This window comes from Corynebacterium sp. 21KM1197, from assembly GCF_033783015.1.
In the GTDB taxonomy this organism is placed as follows: Bacteria; Actinomycetota; Actinomycetes; order Mycobacteriales; family Mycobacteriaceae; genus Corynebacterium.
Genome location: NZ_CP123907.1, coordinates 866,205 through 887,017 on the forward strand (window position 1 = coordinate 866,205; position 20,813 = coordinate 887,017).

Sequence of the window (20,813 nt, forward strand, 5' to 3'; positions counted from 1 at the left end):
CTGGTTTACTCCGTATCTTCGGTGCCGTCGGCGTCACGGTAAAAGAGGTGTTTCACCTCTTTCTCCCCGTATCGGATAAACTCTACCTTCTTTATTTCTATGGTGATCGGCCCTTCCGGGTCGATTTTCCTATAGGAATCACCGGGTGAGGCGCAGGAGTTGATTTTGACGGGGTTGAACCACTCTACGATGGGCTTTTTCTCCTCGTCGCGGAACTTGATCCCTATTCCGGTGTTTGTCTCCCATTGCATATAATCCCTGTCGATGCTATAGAAGCTCTTGCGATCAAACCCCAATTCCTCCCCGCGTTCCTCGTCGGCATAGGAACAGAACACGTAGGCCTCTGCGATGGGTTCCTCAAATACCTCGCTCAGACTAAAACTCTCCTGCGTGCTCAGCACGGTCTCCGTGATCTTTCCGCCCGTGCTAGGCGCGCATCCGGCGAGGGCGGGGAGTAATGCCGGTGCGGCGTATCTTTTCAGGGTGCCCGCTGTGTATTGCTGCGTCATGATTGTGCTATCCGTGGGTGTTGGTGGTGCGAATAAACCCATTATGGCATTTCGGTGAGATGGCGGAGCCCGGAATATCTCAGGCGAGGCATGTTCTCTTCCCCGGAGAGGGGGAGAAACCCGGTGTAAACTCCCTCGATTATGACCTCCTCTTCCTCCCTGGATACCAAAGCACGGCGCACCGTGGCGGTGGTGGCCGGGCTTAACGGCGCCGGATTCCTCCTGGAAATGACGATGGCATTTCTCATAGGCTCGGCGGCGCTCTTTGCGGACGCCGCCGATTTTCTTGAGGATTTCCTCATCAACGTCCTGGTGCTCAGCGCCCTGGGGTGGGCGGTGAGCAGGCGGCGCAAGGCCAGTTATCTTCTCGCGGGATTAATTCTCATTCCGGGGATCGCCGGGTTTGCCACGGCGGGGTGGAAGATCTTTTCCGGGGAGCCGCCGGAACCCGCCGCGCTCTCGCTCACCGCCCTGGCCGCCGCCGCGATCAACGTGATCTGCGCCCTGCTCCTGACCCGCCTGCGCGGGGCCCGGAGCGCGCTGGTGCGCGGGGCGTGGTTGGCCGCGCGCAATGATGTGGCGGCTAACGTGTTGATCGTGCTCGCGGGGTTGCTCACCGCGTGGTGGTGGAGCGTATGGCCAGATGTGATCGCGGGCGTGGTGATCGGCCTCATCAACCTCTCTGCGGCCAAGGAGGTGTTCGAGCAGGCGCGGGCGGAGGACCCGGAGCTGGAAGATTAAGGCGAGCACAAGAGCGCCCCGCCGACCGGAAACAGGGGGGGGCGGGGCGCTCTGTGTTCAGTGCTCAGTGGCGCAAACGGATCAGGCGATACCCTCGCGTTGCTTGAACTCGCGGCGGCGAGCGTGCAGGATCGGCTCGGTGTACCCGGCGGGGGACTCCGTGCCCTTGAGGATCAGATCCTTGGCGGCCTGGAAGGCGATGGAGTAATCGTAGTCGCGGGACATCGGCAGGTAGGCGGCGTCGCCCTCGTTCTGCTTGTCCACCACCACGGCCATGCGCTCAAGGGAGTCCACCACCTGCTCGGTGGTGATCACGCCGTGGCGCAGCCAGTTGGCCAGCAACTGGGAGGAGATGCGCAGGGTGGCGCGGTCCTCCATGAGGTCCACGTTGTGAATATCCGGCACCTTGGAGCAGCCAATGCCCTGTTCCACCCAGCGCACCACGTAGCCCAGGATGGACTGGCAGTTGTTGTCCACCTCCTCCTTGATCTCCTCGGCGGACCAGGAGGGGTTCTGCGCCACCGGCACGGTGAGCAGGTCACCGAAGGTATCGCGGCGGCCCGCCTCCACCAGTTCCCGCTGCACCGCGCGCACGTCCACCTTGTGATAGTGCGTGGCGTGCAGGGTGGCGGCGGTGGGGGAGGGCACCCAGGCGGTGTTGGCCCCCTCGCGGAGCTGGCCGATCTTCTGCTCCACCATCTCCGCCAGCAGATCGGTCTTGGCCCACATGCCCTTGCCGATCTGCGCGCGGCCGGACAGCCCGCGCTCCAGGCCCGCGTCCACGTTGTTGTCCTCGTAGGCCTGCTTCCACGGGGCGGTCTGCATGTCCGCCTTGCGCACCATCGCGCCCGCCTCCATGGAGGTGTGGATCTCATCGCCGGTGCGGTCGAGGAAGCCGGTGTTGATGAAGGCCAGGCGCTGAGACACCGCCTGAATGCAGGCGTCCAGGTTGGCGGAGGTGCGGCGCTCCTCGTCCATCACGCCCACCTTGAGGGTGTGGGGTTCCAGGCCCAGCAGTTGCTCCACGCGGCCGAAGAGTTCGTCGGTGAAGGCCACTTCCTGCGGGCCGTGCTGCTTGGGCTTGACGATGTAGATGGAGCCGGTGACGCTGTTGCGCAGCGGGTTGTCCTCGCGGGTGCCGGGGATGGCGCAGGCGGCGGTGATCACGGCGTCCATGATGCCCTCGTAGATTTCCTCGCCGTCGATGAGGATCGCCGGGTTGGTCATCAGGTGGCCCACGTTGCGCACCAGCAGGGTGGAGCGCCCCTTGAGCACGGTCTGGGAGCCGGTGCGCGAGATGTACGTGCGATCCGGGTTGAGTTCGCGGGTGAAGGTCTTTTCACCCTTGGTCACCTCCTCCTTGAGGGAGCCGGTGTTGAGCCCAAACCAGTTGCGGTAGCCCAGGGTCTTATCCGTGGCGTCCACCGCAGCCACGGAATCCTCGAAGTCGATGATGGTGGAGGTGGCGGCCTCCAGCACGATGTCCTCCACACCGGCGGGGTCGGTCTTGCCCACCGGGGAGGCGGGATTGATCCGAATGTCGATGTGCAGGCCGTTGTTGTACAGGATGATGGAGGAGGGGTCACCGAAGTCGCCCACGAATCCCTTGTACGCCTTGGGGTTCTTCAGCGGGATGCACTCGCCGTCCACGCGGGCGCACAGGCTGCCGCGCACCACGCTGTAGCTCTCGACGTCCGCGTGGCTCGCGCCGTCGAGAGGCACCACCTCGTCGAGGAAGGCGCGGCCCCAGGCAATGACCTTGGCCCCGCGCACGGGGTTGTACGGGCCGGAGCGGTGCGCGCCATCGTCCTCGGAGATGACGTCGGTGCCGTAGAGGGCGTCGTAGAGCGAACCCCAGCGGGCGTTGGTGGCGTTGAGGGCAAAGCGTGCGTTGAGCACGGGCACCACCAGCTGCGGCCCGGCAATCTCGGAGAACTCGGGATCGGTGTTCTCGGTGCGGATCTTAGCCTTTTCCGGGGTGGGCTCCAGGTAGCCGATGGAGCGCAGGAACTCCTCGTGCTGCTTCGGGTCGGGTCGGCCGGGGTTGGAGCGGAAGTACTCGTCGAGTTGGCGCTGTAGTTCCTCGCGGCGCTCCAAGAGTTCCTTGTTGCGGGGGGTGAGGTCCGCCACGATGGCTGCGAATCCCTGCCAGAAGGCGTCGGCCTCCACACCGATTTCGGGTAGTACCTCCTCGACGAGGAAGTCGTAGAGGACACGGGCAACGTCCATTCCGGCGACCTGGACGCGGTCGTCCTTCGTGCTAAGAGCCGTGGTCGTGGGCATCGGGGAACTCCTCAATGATCTGGCGAGCGGATGGAAGAGCGACGTGATCGCCGCTTGGAGGCTCATCGTATGTGCGTGAGGTCACCATGAAAAGTAGCTGGCGGATTTTTTCTTCGGACTACCCCCGGTCCGATCGGGAGTGGGGGTGCGGGGGAGCGGGGGTAGTCAGAGAAGTTTCCGTTAGGATAGTAGGCGGTCTGACAGGCGGTTTTGTGGGGTGAGTCACGGGGTGGGGTGGGGGTGATTTTTGGAAGGAGAACTAACATTGATCGCTTTTTTTGAGTCCGTTCCGCTACCCCCGTTCTGAAAAATATCGGCCGAATCCATTGACGTGAGCCGCCGATCCTGCCATTGTTGTGAAGCACGCCACCAGATGTGGTGTGAAGGGTTCTCATCGCAGGCTATCGCGTGAGTGCCTCGCAGTACCCCGCTTTTCAAGACCGACGAAGGAAGTTGGTGCGATTATGACCGCTACCGGCAAGGCCCGTACAGCCGAGGAAATTCAGAAGGATTGGGACGAAAACCCCAGGTGGTCTGCAATTCAGCGTGACTACACGGCTGAGCAGGTAGCCAAGCTCCAGGGCAACGTCATCGAGGAGCACACCCTGGCTCGCCGTGGCGCGGAGATCCTGTGGGACGAGATCAACAAGGGCAACGGTGCCTACATCAACGCCCTGGGTGCCCTCACCGGTAACCAGGCCGTGCAGCAGGTTCGCGCGGGCCTCAAGGCCGTGTACCTCTCCGGCTGGCAGGTCGCGGGTGACGCGAACCTCTCCGGCCACACCTACCCGGATCAGTCGCTCTACCCGGCCAACTCCGTGCCGCAGGTTGTTCGCCGCATCAACAACGCCCTCCTGCGCGCCGATGAGATCGCTCGCGTCGAGGGCGATGACTCCGTGGACAACTGGCTCGTGCCCGTCGTGGCGGACGCCGAGGCCGGCTTCGGTGGCGCCCTCAACGTCTACGAGTTGCAGAAGGCCATGATCGCCTCCGGTGCCGCCGGTACCCACTGGGAGGATCAGCTCGCCTCGGAGAAGAAGTGTGGCCACCTGGGCGGCAAGGTGCTCATCCCCACCCAGCAGCACATCCGCACCCTCTCCTCCGCACGCCTGGCCGCCGATGTCGCCAACGTTCCCACCGTGATCGTTGCCCGCACCGACGCCGAGGCCGCCACGCTGCTGACCTCCGACGTGGACGAGCGCGACCACGAGTTCCTCACCGGCGAGCGTTCCGCCGAGGGCTACTACTACGTCAAGAACGGCCTGGAGCCCTGCATCGCCCGCGCCAAGAGCTTTGCTCCCTACGCGGACCTCATCTGGATGGAGACGGGTACCCCGGACCTGGAGCTGGCCAAGAAGTTCGCCGAGGGCGTGCGTTCCGAGTTCCCGGATCAGCTCCTGGCCTACAACTGCTCGCCCTCCTTCAACTGGTCGGCGCACCTGGACGCGGACGAGATCGCCAAGTTCCAGAAGGAGCTGGGTGCGATGGGCTTCGTGTTCCAGTTCATCACCCTGGCTGGCTTCCACGCCCTGAACTACTCCATGTTCGACCTCGCCCACGGCTACGCCCGCAACGGCATGACCTCCTTCGTGGACTTGCAGAACCGCGAGTTCGAGGCTGCCAAGGAGCGCGGCTTCACCGCCGTCAAGCACCAGCGCGAGGTGGGTGCTGGCTACTTCGACGCCATCGCCACCACCGTGGACCCGAACTCCTCCACCACCGCCCTGAAGGGCTCCACGGAGGAAGGCCAGTTCCACTAGGCCCTCGCCCGTGACCAGCCCCGCGCGGTGCATCGGGCCGCGTACACCCGGCCCAGTGCACCCGTCCGCGCGGCGAGTGAGGAAGCGGTAATGAAAAGCAGTGCTTGAGAGTACAACGTTGCGCTCAGGCACTGCTTTTGGCTTTGTACAAGAACCTCGAAGGAGAAAGAACATGACGCAGTTCATTCCCACCGCGGACCTGGTGGACATCATCGGTGAATCCGTGCGCAGTTGCGATACCCAGTTGCGCACCATCGGCGGGCGCACGCAATTCTGTGGCAAGATCACCACCATTCGGTGCTTCCAGGACAACGCCCTGGTCAAGCAGACCCTCAACGAGGAGGGGGAGGGCGGCGTGCTGGTGATCGACGGCGATGCCTCCGTGCACACCGCCCTGGTGGGCGATCTCATCGCCGCCGCCGGGCGGGATCACCATTGGGCCGGGGTGATCGTCAATGGCGCGGTGCGCGATTCCGCGGTGATCGCGGAACTGGACTTCGGCTGCAAGGCCCTGGGTACCAACCCGCGCAAGTCCAGCAAGGACGGCACGGGGGAGCGCAACGTCACCGTGCACTTTGGCGGCGTGGACTTTGTGCCCGGCCACTACCTCTACGCGGACGCGGACGGGATCGTAGTCACCGAGGAGCCGATCACTCCTCCGCAGGCATAAGGCGCACCTCCGGGGCCCAGGAGAGCGGTACTCCCTGGGCCTTCAGCCACGCCTGGGGGTCCTCGCCGTGCCTGCTGCTCCCGGCCACGGCCGTGATGGTGGTGCTCATGGCTAACTCGGCCTCCTCTGGGGAAATCAGCCCGGCGTGCGTGGCGGCGGCGAGTTCATCGAGGTCCAGCACCTCCAGGGCGGTGGGCGGGTTGCTTACCAGATCCACGTAGAGGTCGCGGGTACGCCATACCCCCTCGCGATGGCTAATGCGGGCGACGTCAATATAGAGGTGTTGCTGGGCCTCCACGCCGGGGCGGAAGTGGAAGATATTGGCCCGCAGGTTCCACTCGGGGAGCAGCCACGATTCCAGGTAGCCAAAGCGCGGGTGATTGGCCCCGCGCGCCATGTACAGGCCCCAGTCCGTGACCTCAAAGCGATCCACGCGGCGCTCGAAGCCCTTGGGGTCAATGTTGATTCCGGCGGCGAGGTCGAAGGTTTCCTGTTTGACGGGGTGGAGATCCGCTGACATGGGTGCCGATTCTAGCGTTTCCCCACTCCGTGCTCGGGGTGATGTGGGGCTTGGGGTGATGTGGCTTGGGGCGGTGTGGCTCGGGGTGGTGGCCTAAAGCCTAGGCCGGGGTGGCGGCGGTGGCGGCCGGATTCTTCGGGTTGTTCACGATGCCCGCCGTGGGGGCGTAGGTGCAGGTGCCCTCCTCGGTGTTTACCGATCCGGTGATCACGGCCACGATGGTGCCCTTGCCGGTATCGGCGGTGGCGGAAAGGGTGGCCGGGCCCTGGGGGTTGATGCCGTGATTGCCCAGCGGCGTGGTACCGGCGGCCAGGGTGTTCAGGTTGAACCAGTGCACGGCCATGTCCTTTTGCTCGGGCGTGGCGGCGGCGGTGCCCAGCCCGGTGAAGAGGAAGGAGGTTTGCCCCTCGCCCGCGCCGGGGGCGGGGATCTGCGCGGGGCCGGGAACACCAATGGCGGTGCCCACGGAGTTCATCTGCCCGCCAATGCAGTTACCCGCCACGGTGGGCCAGTAGAACTGCGCGATGTGGGGGGCGTTCTCCGGCAGGGGCACCGCGCCCTCGGAGTTCCCGGTGCCCTCATAAAAGTCCGCCGCCGCGCGGATCGCGGAGGAAATGTCCTCGGGCAGCCAGGGCTGGGCGGCAAAGTCGCGGGCCTGCTGCACCTGCTGCTTGCTGGGCAGGTAGAGGGGGCCCTCCGGCAGCGGCGGCACCGGCAGGGTAACGGCACCGGCGGTGGGTGCGCTCAGGGCGAGGCCAAGGGCGGTGACCAGGCCGGTGAGACCGGCGGCGAGGCGGCGGCGGGAGAGCAACACGGTGCGAGAACCTTCCGTTGGGGAAATCAACGTGTGTCACTCTAGTACCACGGCGGGGGTTTTGTCTCCCCGCGCCCGCGTGGGGGCTTATCGGCGCCGCCGCCAAGGGGCCGGGGGCCAACGGGGAACCTGCGGGAACGCCGAGGTGCGCCCGTGGCGTGCAGGGAGTAACCTTTCTTCAGTTCACATATTCCCTTTTGTGCTAGGAGTACCCCCGTAGTGAGCCATCCAGAGTTCCGTAACGTCGCCATCGTCGCGCACGTGGACCACGGCAAGACCACCCTTGTTAATGCCATGCTGGAGCAGTCCGGCGTCTTTGGCGATCACGAGGAGGTGGCCGATCGCGTGATGGACTCCGGCGATCTGGAAAAGGAAAAGGGCATCACGATCCTGGCCAAGAACACCGCCATTCGCCGCAAGGGCCTGGGCAAGGACGGCAATGACCTCATCATCAACGTCATTGACACCCCCGGCCACGCGGACTTTGGCGGCGAGGTGGAGCGCGCGCTGTCCATGGTGGACGGCGTGGTGCTGCTGGTGGATGCCTCCGAGGGGCCGCTGCCGCAGACCCGCTTTGTGCTGGGCAAGGCCCTGGCCGCCAAGATGCCGGTGATCATTCTGGTGAATAAGACCGACCGCCCGGACGCGCGTATCGACGCCGTGGTGGAAGAGTCCCAGGACCTGCTGCTGGAACTGGCCTCGGGTCTGGATGACCCGGAGGCCGCCGAGGCCGCCGAACAGCTCCTCGACCTGCCCGTGCTCTACGCCTCCGGGCGCGAGGGTAAGGCCTCCACCGAGAACCCCGGCGATGGCAACGTCCCCGAGGCCGAGGACCTTCAGGCGCTCTTTGACGTGATCTATGACGTCCTCCCGGAGCCCACGGCCACCCTGGATGGCCCCTTGCAGGCGCACGTGACCAACCTGGATTCCTCCTCCTTCCTGGGCCGCATTGGCCTGGTGCGCATCCACTCCGGCGCGTTGAAGAAGGGCCAGCGCGTGGCCTGGATTCACTACGACGAGGAGGGCAACCAGCACACCAAGGACGTCAAGATCGCGGAGTTGCTGCGCACCGAGGGCGTAAACCGCGTGCCCACCGACGAGGTGGTTGCGGGCGATATTGCGGCCGTTTCCGGCATCGACGAGATCATGATCGGTGACACCCTGGCCGACCTGGAGAACCCGGTGGCCCTGCCCCGGATCACCGTGGACGAGCCCGCCATCTCCATGACCATCGGTGTGAACACCTCCCCGATGGCCGGGCGCGGCGGCGGCGATAAACTCACCGCCCGCCTGGTCAAGGCGCGCCTGGATCAGGAACTCATCGGTAACGTCTCCATCCGCGTGCTGCCCACCGAGCGCCCCGATGCCTGGGAGGTGCAGGGCCGTGGCGAGATGGCGTTGTCCGTGCTGGTGGAGACCATGCGCCGCGAGGGCTTCGAGCTGACCGTGGGCAAGCCGCAGGTGGTTACCCAGACCATCGACGGCAAGTTGCACGAGCCCTATGAGATCATGGTGATTGATATTCCCGCCGAGCACCAGGGCGCGGTCACGCAGCTCATGGCCTCCCGCAAGGGACAAATGCAGGCGATGGATACCACCCCGGGCTCGGACTGGATTCGCATGGAGTACCGCGTGCCCGCCCGCGGCCTGATCGGCTTCCGCACCACGTTTATGACGGAGACGCGCGGCACCGGCATCGCCAACTCTTACTCCGATGGCATGGACGTATGGGCCGGGGAGATCAAGGATCGCCCCAATGGCTCCCTGGTGGCCGATCGCTCCGGGCAGGTCACGGCCTATGCCTTGACCCAGTTGGCCGATCGCGGTGACTTCTTTGTGGAGCCGGGTGCGGAGACCTACGAGGGCATGGTCGTGGGCGCGAATAACCGCGATGAGGACATGGACATCAACATCACCAAGGAAAAGAAGCTGACGAACATGCGCTCGGCTACCGCCGACGCCACCGTCACGCTGGCCAAGGCTCGCACCCTTTCCCTGGACGAGGCGATGGAGTTCTGCGGTGGCGACGAGTGCGTGGAGGTGACCCCGGACGTGCTGCGCGTGCGCAAGGTGGTGCTGGGTGCCACGGAGCGCGGCCGGGCGCGTGCCCGCGAGAAGGCGCGCAATAAGTAGCGTCGGTTGCGGGTGGACTAGCCTGGTTCTGCGTGAGCCTCGTGAAGAAACAACAGCGCGCGCTCGTGGCGGTGGTGCTCGCGGCGTGCGCGGCGGGTTGCGCGGCTAATCCCAGCCCGCCCCCGGTGGTGGACACGGCGCGGGAGACCGCCGCCCCCACCACTACCTCGGCGGCGCGTTCCGCGCGGGAGGAACCCAAGCGGACGTCGATAAGCGTGGGCATTGACCCGCTGAGCAATGGCTTTAATCCGCACCTGCTGGCGGATTCCACCCCCTTTGTGCGATCCCTGGCGGACCTGGTGCTGCCCTCGGCCTTTGTGGCGGGTGCGCCCAACCCGGATCTGGTGATCTCCGCCGAGCAGATCGAGCCCGCCCCGGAGGTGGCGCAGACGGTGCGCTACGTGCTCACCCCGGAGTCCCAGTGGTCCGATGGCACCCCGGTGAGCGGGAATGACTTTGTGTACCTGTGGCAATCCATGCGCGATACGCCGGGGGTGCTCGGGGAGGCGGGCTACCGGGCGATCGCGGACGTGCGCACCACCGGGGGCGGTAAGACCGTAGAGGTAGATTTTGCCCACCCGATTGCCCAGTGGCAGGGTCTATTTAGTCACCTTCTGCCCGCGCACCTCATGCAGGGCACGGATTTTGAAGCGGGTATGCGGGAGACCATTCCGGCCTCCGCCGGGCGATACATGGTGCGCGCGGTGGATCGCGCGCGCGGCACCGTGGAACTCAGCCGCAACGACCGCTTCTGGGGCAGCAACCCGGCGGCGACGGAACTGCTCATCTTCCGCCCCGTGCGCGGCACCACGGAGGGCGCGGATCAACTGCGCAGCCACCAGCTCAGCTACCTGGACATCACCCCGGCGGAGACCTCCGTGCAGGCGTTTTCCCTGGTGCCGGAGAGCCGCGTGCACAGCATGACCACGGGCAGGGAACTCGCGCTCACCATGTCCGTTACCTCGCCCACGCTTGCCGACGCCCCCCTGCGCGAGGCCCTCTCCGCGCTCATCGACGTCCCCGCCCTGGCCCGTCTGGCGGCGGGGCGCAGCGCCGACCTCGCGGTGCCGGAGCACCCGGTGCCGGAGGTAGCCGAGGAAACTTTGAATCTCCTACGCGAGCGGGCGGCGGCCCAACCATTGCGGATCGCCGCCGACCCCACCGATGGTCAGGCGGCGGCCGCGGTGCGGGGCCTGGCCGATAGCCTGGTGGGGCTGGGGGTGCAGGCTCAGGCGATCAATGCCGATCTCAGCGAGGTGGCCGAGCAGGGGCTCGGCGCGGGCGAGGTGGACGCCGTGGTGTCCTGGCGCTCCAGCGAGCCGGACGCAGTGGAGGCCGCCAGCCGCTATTCCTGCCCGGTGGAGACGCTGCGCGGCAGCAACCTCTCGGGATACTGTTCCCCGGAGACCCAGGACGTGATCGGCGCGGTGCTGGCCGGGGCGGAGGCCCCGGAGGCGCTGCGCGCGGTGGAGGAAACGGAACACTTAAGCGTGCCGCTGTTGCGGGAGACCCGCCTCATGGTGGCCGGCCCCGAGGTAGAGGGCCTGCCCGAATCGCCCGAGCAGTGGCAGGGGCTGACCACGGCGGCGCAGTGGACCAAGCGATAAGGAGGGCACATTGACGAGGAATCTGCGGGGAAAGAGCGTGGTGGCCGTGCACGCCCACCCGGACGACGAGGCGATCTGGACGGGCGGTGCCCTGGCCCGATTGGCGGGCCTGGGCGCGGAGGTCACCGTGGTCACCTGCACGCTGGGGGAGCAGGGCGAGGTAATCGGGGAGCCGTATGCGCACCTGGTGGCCGAGCGGGCCGATCAACTGGGCGGGTTCCGCATCGCCGAGTGGCGGGAATCCCTGGAGCGCCTGGGCGTGCGGGGAGTGTTTTTGGGCGGGGCCGGAAAATACCGCGACTCCGGCATGGCCGGCACCCCGGCTGCCGAGCACCCGCGCGCCTTTGCTTCCTCCGGGGAGGAGGCCGTGGTGGATCTTGCGGGGATATTCGAGCGGCTGCGCCCCGACCTGGTGCTGACCTACGGGCCGGACGGTGGTTACGGGCACCCGGATCACATCCGGGCTCACGAGATCACGCACGCGGCGGTGCAGAAGGTGTGGGGTGCTTTGGCGGAGTCGCGGCCGGATTCTGCGCCGGTGGTGTCTGAGCCGGCGGGGGAGCGGCGCGCCGAGGTCCCCGGAATCCTCTGGGCCGTGACGCTGGAATCGGAATTGCAGGCGGGCCTTGGTGCCATCGAATCCATACCGCAGGGCTGGCGCAGGGCGCGGCCCGGGGAGATCGCCTGCGTGCCGGAGGCGGACCTCGCCATAGAGATGACCCCCGGAGAGGCCGCCGCCAAGATCGCCGCCATGCGCGCGCACGCCACTCAGCTATGGCTTGCCGATGGCTCCGTGAGCGCCACCAACCCCCACGCGGCCTATGCCACGCTGCGCCACCCCGGCCCCGCCGCAGGGGTCTTTGCGCTCTCCAACCTCATCGCGCAGCCCGTGACCTGGCGGGAACACTACGCGGTGGGGCAGGGCAGCGCGGAGATCGACGGCGAACGCTGGTGGGAGGTGCGTCCGGGTGAATAAGCGGCAGGAGGGGAATCAGGAGGCGATCACCCGCACCGATTTCTCCCGGGGCGAGGCCGCCCTGGGGCTATTTTGGTTGGCGTTGGCGGCCCTGGTCTCCGTGCTTCTGGAGGTGATGTACCTGGGTACCTGGATCACCCTGCCCGGTGGGGCCAAGGTGGCCTTTCCCTACATGATCGCGGTGGCGTTCCTGTTTAACCGCGTGCTTAGCCGCACGGCCCTGCTGTGGACCCGCAACGCCGCCATCGCGGGGATACCCCTGTGGACCTGGCTTGCGGGCTACGTGGCCCTCACGATGTGGGTGGCCGTGAGCGGGGATCAACTGGTGGGCAATAATATTCGCAGCGTGGCCCTGCTGATCGCGGGAATGATCGGAGGCGGTTGGCCGCTGGTGCTGCGGAGGTGACATACTAGGCAGTTGTCACTGCGTTTCCGGCGCCGCCCCGGGTGGAAAATCTCGCGGAGGTGGCGCATGATTTCCCGTAATTCTGGAGTACCCGATACACGATGACTTATACAATCGCACAGCCCTGTGTGGACGTCATGGATCGCGCCTGCGTGGAGGAGTGCCCGGTGGATTGCATCTACGAGGGCAAGCGCTCCCTGTATATCCACCCCGATGAGTGCGTCGATTGCGGTGCCTGCGAGCCCGCCTGCCCGGTGGAAGCCATCTTCTACGAGGACGATGTGCCCGACGAATGGTTGGACTATAACGACGCCAACGCCGCCTTTTTTGATGACCTCGGCTCTCCGGGCGGGGCACAAAAACTCGGCCCCCAGGACTTTGATCCGCCGCTGATTGCCAACCTCCCGCCACAATCCGAATAACCCTTTTGTGAGAGAAGGCCCGCCATGACCCGCACCCCGTTGGGAAACACCCTCCCCGATTTCCCTTGGGACTCCCTGGCCCCCGCCAAAAAGAAAGCCACCGAGCATCCCGAGGGAATCGTGAACCTCTCCGTGGGATCCCCCGTGGACGAGGTGGCGCCGGGGATTCAACTGGCCCTGGCGGAGGCGGCGGCCCATCCGGGTTACCCCCAGACCATCGGAACCCCGGAGCTACGGAAAGCGATGGTGACTTCCGCCGCGCGCAGGTACGGGATCACCGACCTGACGGAATCCGGGGTGCTCCCGGTGGTGGGCACCAAGGAGGCCATCGCCTGGCTACCCACGGCCCTAGGCCTGGGGCGGGGGGATACGGTGGTGATCCCGGAGTTGGCGTACCCCACCTACGAGGTGGGCGCGCGCCTGGCGGGGTGTGCCACCGTGCGCACCGATTCCACGGTGGCACTGGGCCCCCAAACGCCGAGCCTGTTCTTCCTGAACTCGCCCTCCAATCCCACCGGGCGGGTGCTGGGCGTGGAACACCTGCGCAAGGTGGTGCAGTGGGCGCGCGAGCGCGACGTGATCGTGGCCTCCGACGAATGCTACCTGGGCCTGGGCTGGGACGACGATCGCCAACCGCTCTCCCTGCTTCATCCCGAGGTCTGCGGCGGCGACCACCGCAACCTGCTGGTGATCCACTCTCTTTCCAAGACCTCTAACCTCGCCGGTTATCGCGCGGGCTTCCTGGCCGGTGATGAACAACTTATCGCGGAACTCACCCTCGTACGCAAGCACGCCGGGCTCATGGTGCCCTATCCCATTCAGGCCGCCATGACCGCCGCCCTGGACGAGGACACCCAGGAGCAGGTGCAAAAATTGCGCTACGCCTCCCGCCGCGCCACGCTGCTGCGCGCGCTGACCGACGCCGGTTTTAGCATCGAGCACTCCGAGGCCGGACTCTACCTCTGGGCCACCCGTGGGGAGGATTGCTGGGAGACCGTGGACTGGTTTGCCCAGCACGGAATCCTCGTGGCCCCCGGGTCCTTCTATGGCCCGGCGGGGCAGCGGCACGTGCGGGTTTCCCTCACCGCCACCGATGAGCGTATCGACGCCGCTGCGTCCAGGTTGTCCAGGCTAGGTGCTTAAGCCCCCTAGCGGCTAAAGTAGATCGTCACGCCATATACCCGATCATTCTTGTGGAATCGAGGCCCGATCTCAGTGCACCCTGCTAGTTCCTCAGAGCGCCTTTCCCGGAACTTACGGCAATTCCTCACCTTCGGGATCATCGGCGGTTCCGGCACTCTGGTGAACCTCCTGGTCACCGCGCTTTCCAAGAAGATAGCCGGGTGGACGGCGGGTATTTCCGAGCACGATGCCTTTTTGAACCTGCTGGGCACGCAATTTCATATCCGGTGGTTTCATATCTTCATGGTTATCGGTTTCCTCTTTGCCAATACCTGGAACTACCAACTCAACCGCGTGTGGACATTCCGGGGCGTGAGCACCCGGAGCTGGTGGCGGGGATTCTTCCCCTTCCTCTTCACCGGGCTCAGCGCCCTGGTGGTGAGCAGCATCGTGGCCACCTTCCTGATGAACCCCACCTCGCCCATCGCGCTGCCCTCCGATATTTTTGACGACTCCACCGGGCTGCGCACCAAGTTTTACTGGGCCACGGCCATCTCCATCGTGGTGGCCATGCCGGTGAACTTTGTGCTCAACAAACTCTGGACGTTCCGCAGCAGGCCCGCCGCGGTGACCGTGGTGGAGGAACAGGAGCCCGTGGCGCGGGTCTAATCCTCCGTGGAATCGGGGCCGAGTTTGCGGTCCAGTGCCTTTCGATCCTCCTCGCGGCGTGCTTCGGACCGCTTGTAGGCGTAGTAGGTGCCTAGCAGGCCACCGGAGGCGGGCAGGATGAAACTGAAAGGATCCTTGGGCCACCCGATGTTGTGAAAGACCCCCACGACGATGGCGGCAAAAATGATTACCTGTAGGATGATTTCCCATTTGGAGGGGGCTAAATAGCGGGGCCGGGGAGTAAATCGGCGCAGCCATTGTATGCCGATGAGGCGGGAAAACGTGATGGGAGCTATCGCGATGAGTCCGGCCAAGGAGTAATAGCCGGGAAGAATCCATGCCAGTATCACGGCGCTGCCAAGGCATAGCCAATCGTTATAGGCCAGCGCCACGGTGGAGGATTTGTGGAGCATGGCGCGTTCAAACTCATCATCGACGAGTCGTTCATGCTGTTTAATGGCAAAGTCTGCGTAACTCATTGTGGGGTTTCCTTTGCGGGGGATTGCGGGGTGGTGGTTTCTCCAAAAACATGTTCGACGGTTTGGCGGAGTTCGCGGCAGATCGCCAGGGCCAGATGCACCGAGGGGGAGTAGTTTCCGCGTTCGATATTGGCGATGGTTTGCCGCGAGACGCTGACGCGCTGCGCGAGTTCCGCCTGGGAGAGTTCATTCCAGCGGCGATACTTGCGCACGAGGTTGGTGGGTGGATCTGTCATGTATATTTCTCCTTCCTGCGTGGATACATGTCAAAGTGTAAATGATACTTGTCATTATGTCCAGGGTGTTGCTCGGTGCGGGAAAGAAAAAGAGGGCCGCTCCCTCGGCGTATCTATACCGGGGGGCGGCCCTCTAGCGGGCGCTTTACTTAGTTAGCGTGCAGTTCCTCATTGAGGGATACCGAGGAGGTATAGGGGGTGGCCTCCACAGCGCCGGAGACGGAGTTGCGACGGAAGAGCACACCGGAGGCGCCGGAAAGAGCGGAAGCCTTGACGGCGGAGCCATCTTCGACCCCGGCGGCCTGGGCCACAGCACCAAATACGGAAACCTTGGTACCGGCCGTGACGTACAGGCCGGCCTCCACCACGCAGTCATCACCGAGGGAGATGCCCACGCCGGCGTTGGCGCCCAGCAGGCAGCGCTCACCGATGGAGATGACCTCCTTGCCGCCACCGGAGAGCGTGCCCATGATGGAGGCTCCGCCGCCCACATCAGAACCATTGCCCACTACCACACCGGCGGAAATGCGGCCCTCTACCATGGAGTTTCCCAGGGTGCCCGCGTTGAAGTTCACAAAACCCTCGTGCATGACGGTGGTTCCCTCGGCCAGGTGGGCACCCAGGCGCACGCGATCGGCGTCACCGATGCGCACGCCGGTGGGAACCACGTAATCCACCATGCGCGGGAACTTGTCCACGGAATACACGGTTACCGGGCCGCGCGCGGCAAGGCGGGCCCGCACCATTTGGAAATCGGCGGGAGTGCAGGGGCCGTAATTCGTCCACACCACGTTGGCCAGGAGGCCGAAGATACCGTCCATGTTTTGCCCGTGCGGGCGCACCAGGCGGTGGGAGAGCAGGTGCAGGCGCAGGTAGGCGTCATAAGCGTCGGCAGGGGCCTCATCCAGGGAGGCAATGCGGGTCTCCACCGCCACGCGAGCTACGCCACGATCCTCGTCCGGGCCGGTGAGCGCGGTGAGGTGGGCGGGGGTCTCGTTGAGGCGATCCGTGCCTGCGGTCAGTGGGGTGTCGTGCAGTTGTGGGGCGGGGAACCACACGTCGAGCACGGTGCCGTCGTGAGTAAGGGTGGCTATTCCTTGAGCAGAAGCAGAAGTCATGCCTTTGAACCTACCTGAGTGGAACCACGGTTCGTGAGAAAGGACAGCACAATGAGTACGGCCATCATCACGAGCACGGAGAAAATCTGGGAGCGGGAACCATCGTCAAAGAGCATGAGGACCACGAAGGCCAGGAGCGCGGCGATGGTGCCCCAACCCAACCAGGGGTAGCCCCATACCCGCACGGTAGAGAGTTCCCCGTTGCGCTCTAACTGTGGGTGGAGTTTGAGGTAACTAGCCGCCACCATGATCCAGATAACGATGAGGATGCCACCCACGGCGTTGAGGAGGAAGTCCAGCAGGCCGGTGGGATTCCACCACTGCAAGCCCACCGAGGCGAAGGCAAAAACCATGGAGAGCAGCACCGCGTTGAAGGGCACGTTGTCCTTGCTCAGTTTGCCCAGTGCGGCGGGGGCATGGCCCTCGGCGGCCAGGGAGTAGGCCATGCGGGAGCTGGCGTAAATCTGAGCGTTAAAGGCGGAAAGCAGGGAAACCACGATCACGGCCTCCATGAAGCCCACCACGCCGGGAATATCGGCAATCTTGAGCACCTGGGTGAAGGGAGACTCTGCGGCCGTTTCCGCGCCGCCTATCTGGGAGGCGGGAAGCAGGAAGGTAATGACCAAGACGGAGCCAAGGTAGAACAGGCCGATACGCCACAGGGTAGAGCGAATGGCGGTTTTGATGGCGTGCTGCGGGTTCTCTGATTCCGCTGCCGCGATAGTCACGATCTCAATGCCGCCGAAGGCGAAGGCCACGGCCAGCAAGCCTGCGGCCAGGCCGGGAATACCGTTGGGCATGAAGCCGCCATCTCCCAAAAAGTGCTGAGTACCCACGAAGTCATGGCCGGGGAGAATCCCGAAGATAAGCAGAACGCCCAGAACCAGGAAGAGGATAATCACGCTGACCTTGATGAAAGCGAACCAGAACTCGAACTCGCCAAAGCCGCTGACCTTTGCCAAGTTGATGATGGCAAACAGGGTGACGCACACCAGCGCGGGTATCCAGGGTTCCACGCCAAACCATGAGGCCATGATGGCGGCGGCGCCGGTCATTTCCGCGCCCAGCACCATGATCATCATGAACCAGAATAACCAACCCAGGGTGAAACCGGCCCACGGGCCGAAAGCCGCGCGCGCGTAGGTGGCAAAGGAACCGGGGGCGGGGCGGGCGGCGGCCATTTCCCCCAGCATGTACATCACGGCCATGACCACGGCCCCGGCGATGATGTAGGCGAGCAGAATGGAGGGGCCGGCGGCACGGATTCCCACTCCGGTACCCAGGAAGAGTCCGGCGCCGATGGCAGAACCGAGACCCATCATGGTGAGGTGGCGGGTTTTTAGCCCGCTCCCCAACTGTGTTGCGTCGTTCTGGTTAGTCATTAGTGATCCTTTTGCTGGGAGCTTTCTACGTGCTTAGTGATGTGCGGTTCCGCTTAATGTAGCCGGTCGGCGCGTGAAAAACGCTATCGCCAGGATGACACCGCAGATCACCAGCACGGCATATACCTGCGTGCGGGCGGCGGCGTCGGCAAGCATGAGCGTCACGATGGCGATGACAGCCAGCAGAGTTCCCCACGCGGCCCACGGATAACCCCACATTTCCACACCGGCGATCTCTCCATTGCGCACTAACTGGGGGTGCAGACGCAAATATGAGGCGATGATGGATACCCAGATCACCACGAGGCAACCTCCCACGGCGTTGAGGAGGAAATCCAGTAGGCCGGTGGGATTCCACCATTGCAGCCCCACCGAGGCGAAGGCGAAGAATACGGAGAGTAAAAGTGCGGGCGTGGGGACCTGATTATTCCCGGTACGCGCGAAGATCGCGGGGGCATCGCCACGTTGGGCCAGGGAGTAACAGAGGCGGGAGGAACCGTAAAGTTGTGCGTTGAATGCGGAGAGAAGAGCCACCACAATCACCACTTCCATGAATCCCACCACGCCGGGAATCTGTGCTTGTTCTAGCACTAGGGTGTAGGGAGAATCGGCCGCGCTATTGGCACCTCCGAGCGTGTCAAAGGGGAGCAGGAAGGCGATGACCAGCACCGAGCCGATATAGAAGATACCGATGCGCCAGATCACGGAATTGACCGCCGTGGTGATGGAACGCTGCGGATCCTCGGACTCGGCGGCCGCGATGGTGACCATCTCAATGCCGCCGAAAGCAAAGGCCACGGCGAGAAGCCCCGCGGCTACGCCAGACCAGCCGTGAGGCATGAAGCCATGCTCGCCCAGAAAATTCTGAGTGCCCACAAAACTGTGTCCGGGCAGCCCACCAAAAATAAGGAGCGCGCCGATGACCAAGAAAGCGATAATCACCGCCACCTTGATAAAGGCAAACCAAAACTCAAATTCACCAAAACCCCGCACGGAAAGGAGATTGACGGCCGCCAGAATCACCACGGAGACAAGAGCCGGAATCCAAGCGGGCACCCCAAACCATGAGGCCATGATGGCGGCGGCGCCGGTCATTTCCGCGCCCATAATCATCACCATCATGAACCAATACAACCAGCCCACGCTAAACCCTGCCCACCGGCCAAAGGCTTGCTCAGCATAATCGGAAAAGGAACCAGAGGAGGGGCGGGCGGCTACCATTTCCCCGAGCATGCGCATGATAAGCACAGTGATGATGCCCGTGATGAGGTAGGCGATGAGCACCGCGGGGCCAGCGGCGCGTATCCCTACCCCGGTGCCTAAAAAGAGGCCGGCACCGATGGCGGACCCCAGGCCCATCATGGTGAGGTGTCGGGTGCGTAGGCCGTGGCCCAGGCCGGTGTTTGTCGAGGTGGACATGCACAAACTGTATAACTGCCGCGTGACCACCTCCCACCGGGTACCCCCTTTTGTTCGATAACGGGGGAGGAAAAAGGGGGTGAAATGGCGGACGGTGTCCCGCCAGCCCTCTACGCTCGGTGGGCATGAACGCTTCATTGGATTCTTCTTCCGGCTCTTCCACCCATGCCTCTACCCGCACTTCCCCCCACCGTGAGCACAAAGCTGACGGCGGCAATGCTGAAAACGGTTTTGGGCAGGCGCAGCTCCTTGACCTTACGGGCGATCCGATCGCGCTCACCGCCGCGCTCGTGGACATCGCCAGCCCTTCCCACCACGAGGAAGATATTGCCAACGCGCTAGAAAGCGCCTTACGCGCCACGGTGCCTCCCGAGGTGGAAGTGCTGCGATATCACAATAATGTGTTGGCCCGCACCCATCGAGGGCTGGGATCAAGGGTCATTCTGGCGGGGCACCTTGATACGGTGCCGCTGGCGGATAACGTTCCCCACCGCAGGGGCGAGGATGCACAGGGGCGGGACACCCTCTTTGGCTGCGGAACGGTGGATATGAAGTCCGGTTTAGCGGTATATGCGCAGGCTTTTGCTTCCTTAGCCGGGGCAGAAAACCTGCGCCACGATCTCACCTTCATCGCCTATGAGGGGGAGGAAGTGGCCACTGAGTTTAATGGTTTGGGGCACATTGAAAAGGAGCATCCGGAGTGGTTGCGTGGTGATATAGCGCTCTTGGGTGAGCCCTCCGGGGGCATGATCGAGGCGGGTTGCCAGGGCTCCATTCGGTTGCGGGTGCAGGCTACCGGCGCTCGCGCTCATTCGGCGCGCGCTTGGTTGGGGGATAACGCCATCCACCGGCTCAGTCCCGTCATAGAAAGGATTGCGCAATACACCCCGCGTGAGGCCGTGGAGATAGATGGTTGCGTGTATAGGGAGGGGCTCAACGTGGTGCGCCTAGAGGCGGGTGTGGCTAATAACACGATTCCTGATGAAGCGTGGTTCTTTGTGAACTTCCGCTTTGCTCCCGATCGCACCAGCGAGCAGGCCATGGAACATCTGCTGGAGGTACTGGGAATTGAGGGGGAGGAGAACCTGAGCTACGAGGTGGATGACGTGGCCGGAGCGGCGGCACCGGGATTGGGTGCCCCGGCGGCGCAGGACCTGGTGCAGGCCGTGGGCGGGCAGGTACGCGCGAAGTATGGCTGGACCGATGTGTCTCGGTTTGGACAGTTGGGGATTCCGGCGGTGAACTTTGGGTGTGGAGATCCCGGATACGCGCATAAGAAGGATGAGCAGTGCCCCGTGGAGCACATCAGTGCGGTGTCCGAGGTATTGCACAGGTATCTCACGGGTGCTTGATGAGGAGAGCGGTGGAGCGAGATAGCTCACTCCGGTGATCCTTGCAGGGTAATTCTTGCAGTGTAATCCCGATTGGGTGATTCTTCCCAGGCGTTCCGCGCGCCGATTCTAGGAGAAAGGTGGTTCTGGTGGCCTGTTTTGAAAGATCGGGAGAGGGCACTCGTGCGCCAATCCACGGTGAGCGGGCGCTACGTG

20 protein-coding genes are annotated in these 20,813 nt (G+C 64.2%); 11 read left to right on the forward strand and 9 right to left on the reverse strand.

Annotated features, from left to right (window positions below):
- Window positions 1–5: 5 nt before the first annotated feature.
- Window positions 6–509 (reverse strand): hypothetical protein, encoded by a 504-nt coding sequence (locus OLW90_RS04240; RefSeq protein WP_319651516.1) that lies wholly within the window; start codon window positions 507–509, stop codon window positions 6–8.
- 141 nt (window positions 510–650) lie between these two features.
- On the opposite strand from OLW90_RS04240, the gene OLW90_RS04245 reads away from it, so the two are divergent.
- Window positions 651–1,250: a cation transporter gene (locus OLW90_RS04245; protein WP_319651517.1), complete on the forward strand. Its 600-nt coding sequence runs from the start codon at window positions 651–653 to the stop codon at window positions 1,248–1,250.
- Between the two features lie 81 nt (window positions 1,251–1,331).
- On the opposite strand, the gene glcB is transcribed toward OLW90_RS04245, so the two are convergent.
- Window positions 1,332–3,533, reverse strand: coding sequence for a malate synthase G (gene glcB / locus OLW90_RS04250; protein ID WP_319651518.1), 2,202 nt, complete (start codon window positions 3,531–3,533; stop codon window positions 1,332–1,334).
- Between the two features lie 464 nt (window positions 3,534–3,997).
- Here glcB and aceA point away from each other — a divergent pair, with 464 nt between their 5' ends.
- Both aceA and rraA read left to right on the forward strand, forming a co-directional pair.
- Complete coding sequence (aceA, locus tag OLW90_RS04255) at window positions 3,998–5,293, forward strand: isocitrate lyase (protein WP_319651519.1); 1,296 nt, start codon at window positions 3,998–4,000, stop codon at window positions 5,291–5,293.
- A gap of 172 nt (window positions 5,294–5,465) precedes the next feature.
- Window positions 5,466–5,963, forward strand: coding sequence for a ribonuclease E activity regulator RraA (gene rraA, locus OLW90_RS04260; protein ID WP_319651520.1), 498 nt, complete (start codon window positions 5,466–5,468; stop codon window positions 5,961–5,963).
- Here the strand turns inward: rraA and OLW90_RS04265 are convergent.
- Both OLW90_RS04265 and OLW90_RS04270 read right to left on the reverse strand, forming a co-directional pair.
- Window positions 5,944–6,483: a DUF402 domain-containing protein gene (locus tag OLW90_RS04265; RefSeq protein WP_319651521.1), complete on the reverse strand. Its 540-nt coding sequence runs from the start codon at window positions 6,481–6,483 to the stop codon at window positions 5,944–5,946. The genes rraA and OLW90_RS04265 overlap by 20 nt on opposite strands.
- Window positions 6,484–6,583: 100 nt before the next feature.
- Window positions 6,584–7,297 carry a hypothetical protein gene (locus OLW90_RS04270; protein WP_319651522.1) on the reverse strand — a complete coding sequence of 238 codons (714 nt, stop codon included), beginning with the start codon at window positions 7,295–7,297 and terminating at the stop codon, window positions 6,584–6,586.
- Window positions 7,298–7,516: 219 nt separating this feature from the next.
- Here OLW90_RS04270 and typA point away from each other — a divergent pair, with 219 nt between their 5' ends.
- The 7 genes from typA to OLW90_RS04305 all read left to right on the forward strand — a co-directional run bounded on the left by typA (window position 7,517) and on the right by OLW90_RS04305 (window position 14,632).
- Window positions 7,517–9,430, forward strand: coding sequence for a translational GTPase TypA (gene typA / locus OLW90_RS04275; RefSeq protein WP_319651523.1), 1,914 nt, complete (start codon window positions 7,517–7,519; stop codon window positions 9,428–9,430).
- Between the two features lie 32 nt (window positions 9,431–9,462).
- Window positions 9,463–11,037 carry an ABC transporter family substrate-binding protein gene (locus tag OLW90_RS04280; protein WP_319651524.1) on the forward strand — a complete coding sequence of 525 codons (1,575 nt, stop codon included), beginning with the start codon at window positions 9,463–9,465 and terminating at the stop codon, window positions 11,035–11,037.
- A gap of 10 nt (window positions 11,038–11,047) precedes the next feature.
- Window positions 11,048–12,013 (forward strand): N-acetyl-1-D-myo-inositol-2-amino-2-deoxy-alpha-D-glucopyranoside deacetylase, encoded by a 966-nt coding sequence (mshB, locus tag OLW90_RS04285; protein WP_319651525.1) that lies wholly within the window; start codon window positions 11,048–11,050, stop codon window positions 12,011–12,013.
- The gene (locus OLW90_RS04290; RefSeq protein WP_319651526.1) at window positions 12,006–12,419 is read left to right on the forward strand and encodes a hypothetical protein; all 414 of its coding nucleotides are present in this window, start codon (window positions 12,006–12,008) and stop codon (window positions 12,417–12,419) included. Before mshB ends, OLW90_RS04290 begins: the two co-directional genes overlap by 8 nt.
- Window positions 12,420–12,520: 101 nt before the next feature.
- On the forward strand, window positions 12,521–12,841 hold the full coding sequence (fdxA, locus tag OLW90_RS04295; protein ID WP_319651527.1) for a ferredoxin: 321 nt from the start codon (window positions 12,521–12,523) through the stop codon (window positions 12,839–12,841).
- A gap of 24 nt (window positions 12,842–12,865) precedes the next feature.
- Window positions 12,866–13,984 (forward strand): succinyldiaminopimelate transaminase, encoded by a 1,119-nt coding sequence (gene dapC / locus OLW90_RS04300; RefSeq protein ID WP_319651528.1) that lies wholly within the window; start codon window positions 12,866–12,868, stop codon window positions 13,982–13,984.
- 72 nt (window positions 13,985–14,056) lie between these two features.
- Entirely contained in the window at window positions 14,057–14,632 is a 576-nt protein-coding gene (locus tag OLW90_RS04305) for a GtrA family protein (RefSeq protein WP_319651529.1), read from the forward strand.
- Here OLW90_RS04305 and OLW90_RS04310 read toward each other — a convergent pair.
- From OLW90_RS04310 to OLW90_RS04330, 5 genes are all read right to left on the reverse strand, one after another.
- Window positions 14,629–15,111, reverse strand: a complete 483-nt coding sequence (locus OLW90_RS04310) for a hypothetical protein (RefSeq protein WP_319651530.1) — start codon at window positions 15,109–15,111, stop codon at window positions 14,629–14,631. The genes OLW90_RS04305 and OLW90_RS04310 overlap by 4 nt on opposite strands.
- Window positions 15,108–15,347: a helix-turn-helix transcriptional regulator gene (locus OLW90_RS04315; protein ID WP_319651531.1), complete on the reverse strand. Its 240-nt coding sequence runs from the start codon at window positions 15,345–15,347 to the stop codon at window positions 15,108–15,110. The genes OLW90_RS04310 and OLW90_RS04315 overlap by 4 nt, the downstream gene beginning before the upstream one ends.
- 149 nt (window positions 15,348–15,496) lie before the next feature.
- The gene (dapD, locus tag OLW90_RS04320; RefSeq protein ID WP_319651532.1) at window positions 15,497–16,465 is read right to left on the reverse strand and encodes a 2,3,4,5-tetrahydropyridine-2,6-dicarboxylate N-succinyltransferase; all 969 of its coding nucleotides are present in this window, start codon (window positions 16,463–16,465) and stop codon (window positions 15,497–15,499) included.
- Window positions 16,462–17,847 carry an amino acid permease gene (locus OLW90_RS04325; RefSeq protein ID WP_319651533.1) on the reverse strand — a complete coding sequence of 462 codons (1,386 nt, stop codon included), beginning with the start codon at window positions 17,845–17,847 and terminating at the stop codon, window positions 16,462–16,464. The genes dapD and OLW90_RS04325 overlap by 4 nt, the downstream gene beginning before the upstream one ends.
- A 33-nt stretch (window positions 17,848–17,880) precedes the next feature.
- Window positions 17,881–19,266: an amino acid permease gene (locus OLW90_RS04330; protein WP_319651534.1), complete on the reverse strand. Its 1,386-nt coding sequence runs from the start codon at window positions 19,264–19,266 to the stop codon at window positions 17,881–17,883.
- Window positions 19,267–19,391: 125 nt separating this feature from the next.
- On the opposite strand from OLW90_RS04330, the gene dapE reads away from it, so the two are divergent.
- Entirely contained in the window at window positions 19,392–20,618 is a 1,227-nt protein-coding gene (gene dapE / locus OLW90_RS04335) for a succinyl-diaminopimelate desuccinylase (protein WP_319651535.1), read from the forward strand.
- The last annotated feature ends 195 nt before the right edge of the window (window positions 20,619–20,813 follow it).

Excerpts from the sequence above, each read along its gene's own strand:
- glcB (WP_319651518.1), bottom strand. The coding sequence starts at position 3,533 with ATGCCCACGACCACGGCTCTTAGCACGAAGGACGACCGCGTCCAGGTC.
- dapD (WP_319651532.1), bottom strand. The coding sequence starts at position 16,465 with ATGACTTCTGCTTCTGCTCAAGGAATAGCCACCCTTACTCACGACGGC.
- aceA (WP_319651519.1), top strand. The coding sequence starts at position 3,998 with ATGACCGCTACCGGCAAGGCCCGTACAGCCGAGGAAATTCAGAAGGAT.
- OLW90_RS04330 (WP_319651534.1), bottom strand. The coding sequence starts at position 19,266 with ATGTCCACCTCGACAAACACCGGCCTGGGCCACGGCCTACGCACCCGA.
- dapC (WP_319651528.1), top strand. The coding sequence starts at position 12,866 with ATGACCCGCACCCCGTTGGGAAACACCCTCCCCGATTTCCCTTGGGAC.
- dapE (WP_319651535.1), top strand. The coding sequence starts at position 19,392 with ATGAACGCTTCATTGGATTCTTCTTCCGGCTCTTCCACCCATGCCTCT.
- OLW90_RS04315 (WP_319651531.1), bottom strand. The coding sequence starts at position 15,347 with ATGACAGATCCACCCACCAACCTCGTGCGCAAGTATCGCCGCTGGAAT.
- OLW90_RS04325 (WP_319651533.1), bottom strand. The coding sequence starts at position 17,847 with ATGACTAACCAGAACGACGCAACACAGTTGGGGAGCGGGCTAAAAACC.
- OLW90_RS04240 (WP_319651516.1), bottom strand. The coding sequence starts at position 509 with ATGACGCAGCAATACACAGCGGGCACCCTGAAAAGATACGCCGCACCG.
- rraA (WP_319651520.1), top strand. The coding sequence starts at position 5,466 with ATGACGCAGTTCATTCCCACCGCGGACCTGGTGGACATCATCGGTGAA.
- OLW90_RS04265 (WP_319651521.1), bottom strand. The coding sequence starts at position 6,483 with ATGTCAGCGGATCTCCACCCCGTCAAACAGGAAACCTTCGACCTCGCC.
- OLW90_RS04310 (WP_319651530.1), bottom strand. The coding sequence starts at position 15,111 with ATGAGTTACGCAGACTTTGCCATTAAACAGCATGAACGACTCGTCGAT.
- OLW90_RS04245 (WP_319651517.1), top strand. The coding sequence starts at position 651 with ATGACCTCCTCTTCCTCCCTGGATACCAAAGCACGGCGCACCGTGGCG.
- fdxA (WP_319651527.1), top strand. The coding sequence starts at position 12,521 with ATGACTTATACAATCGCACAGCCCTGTGTGGACGTCATGGATCGCGCC.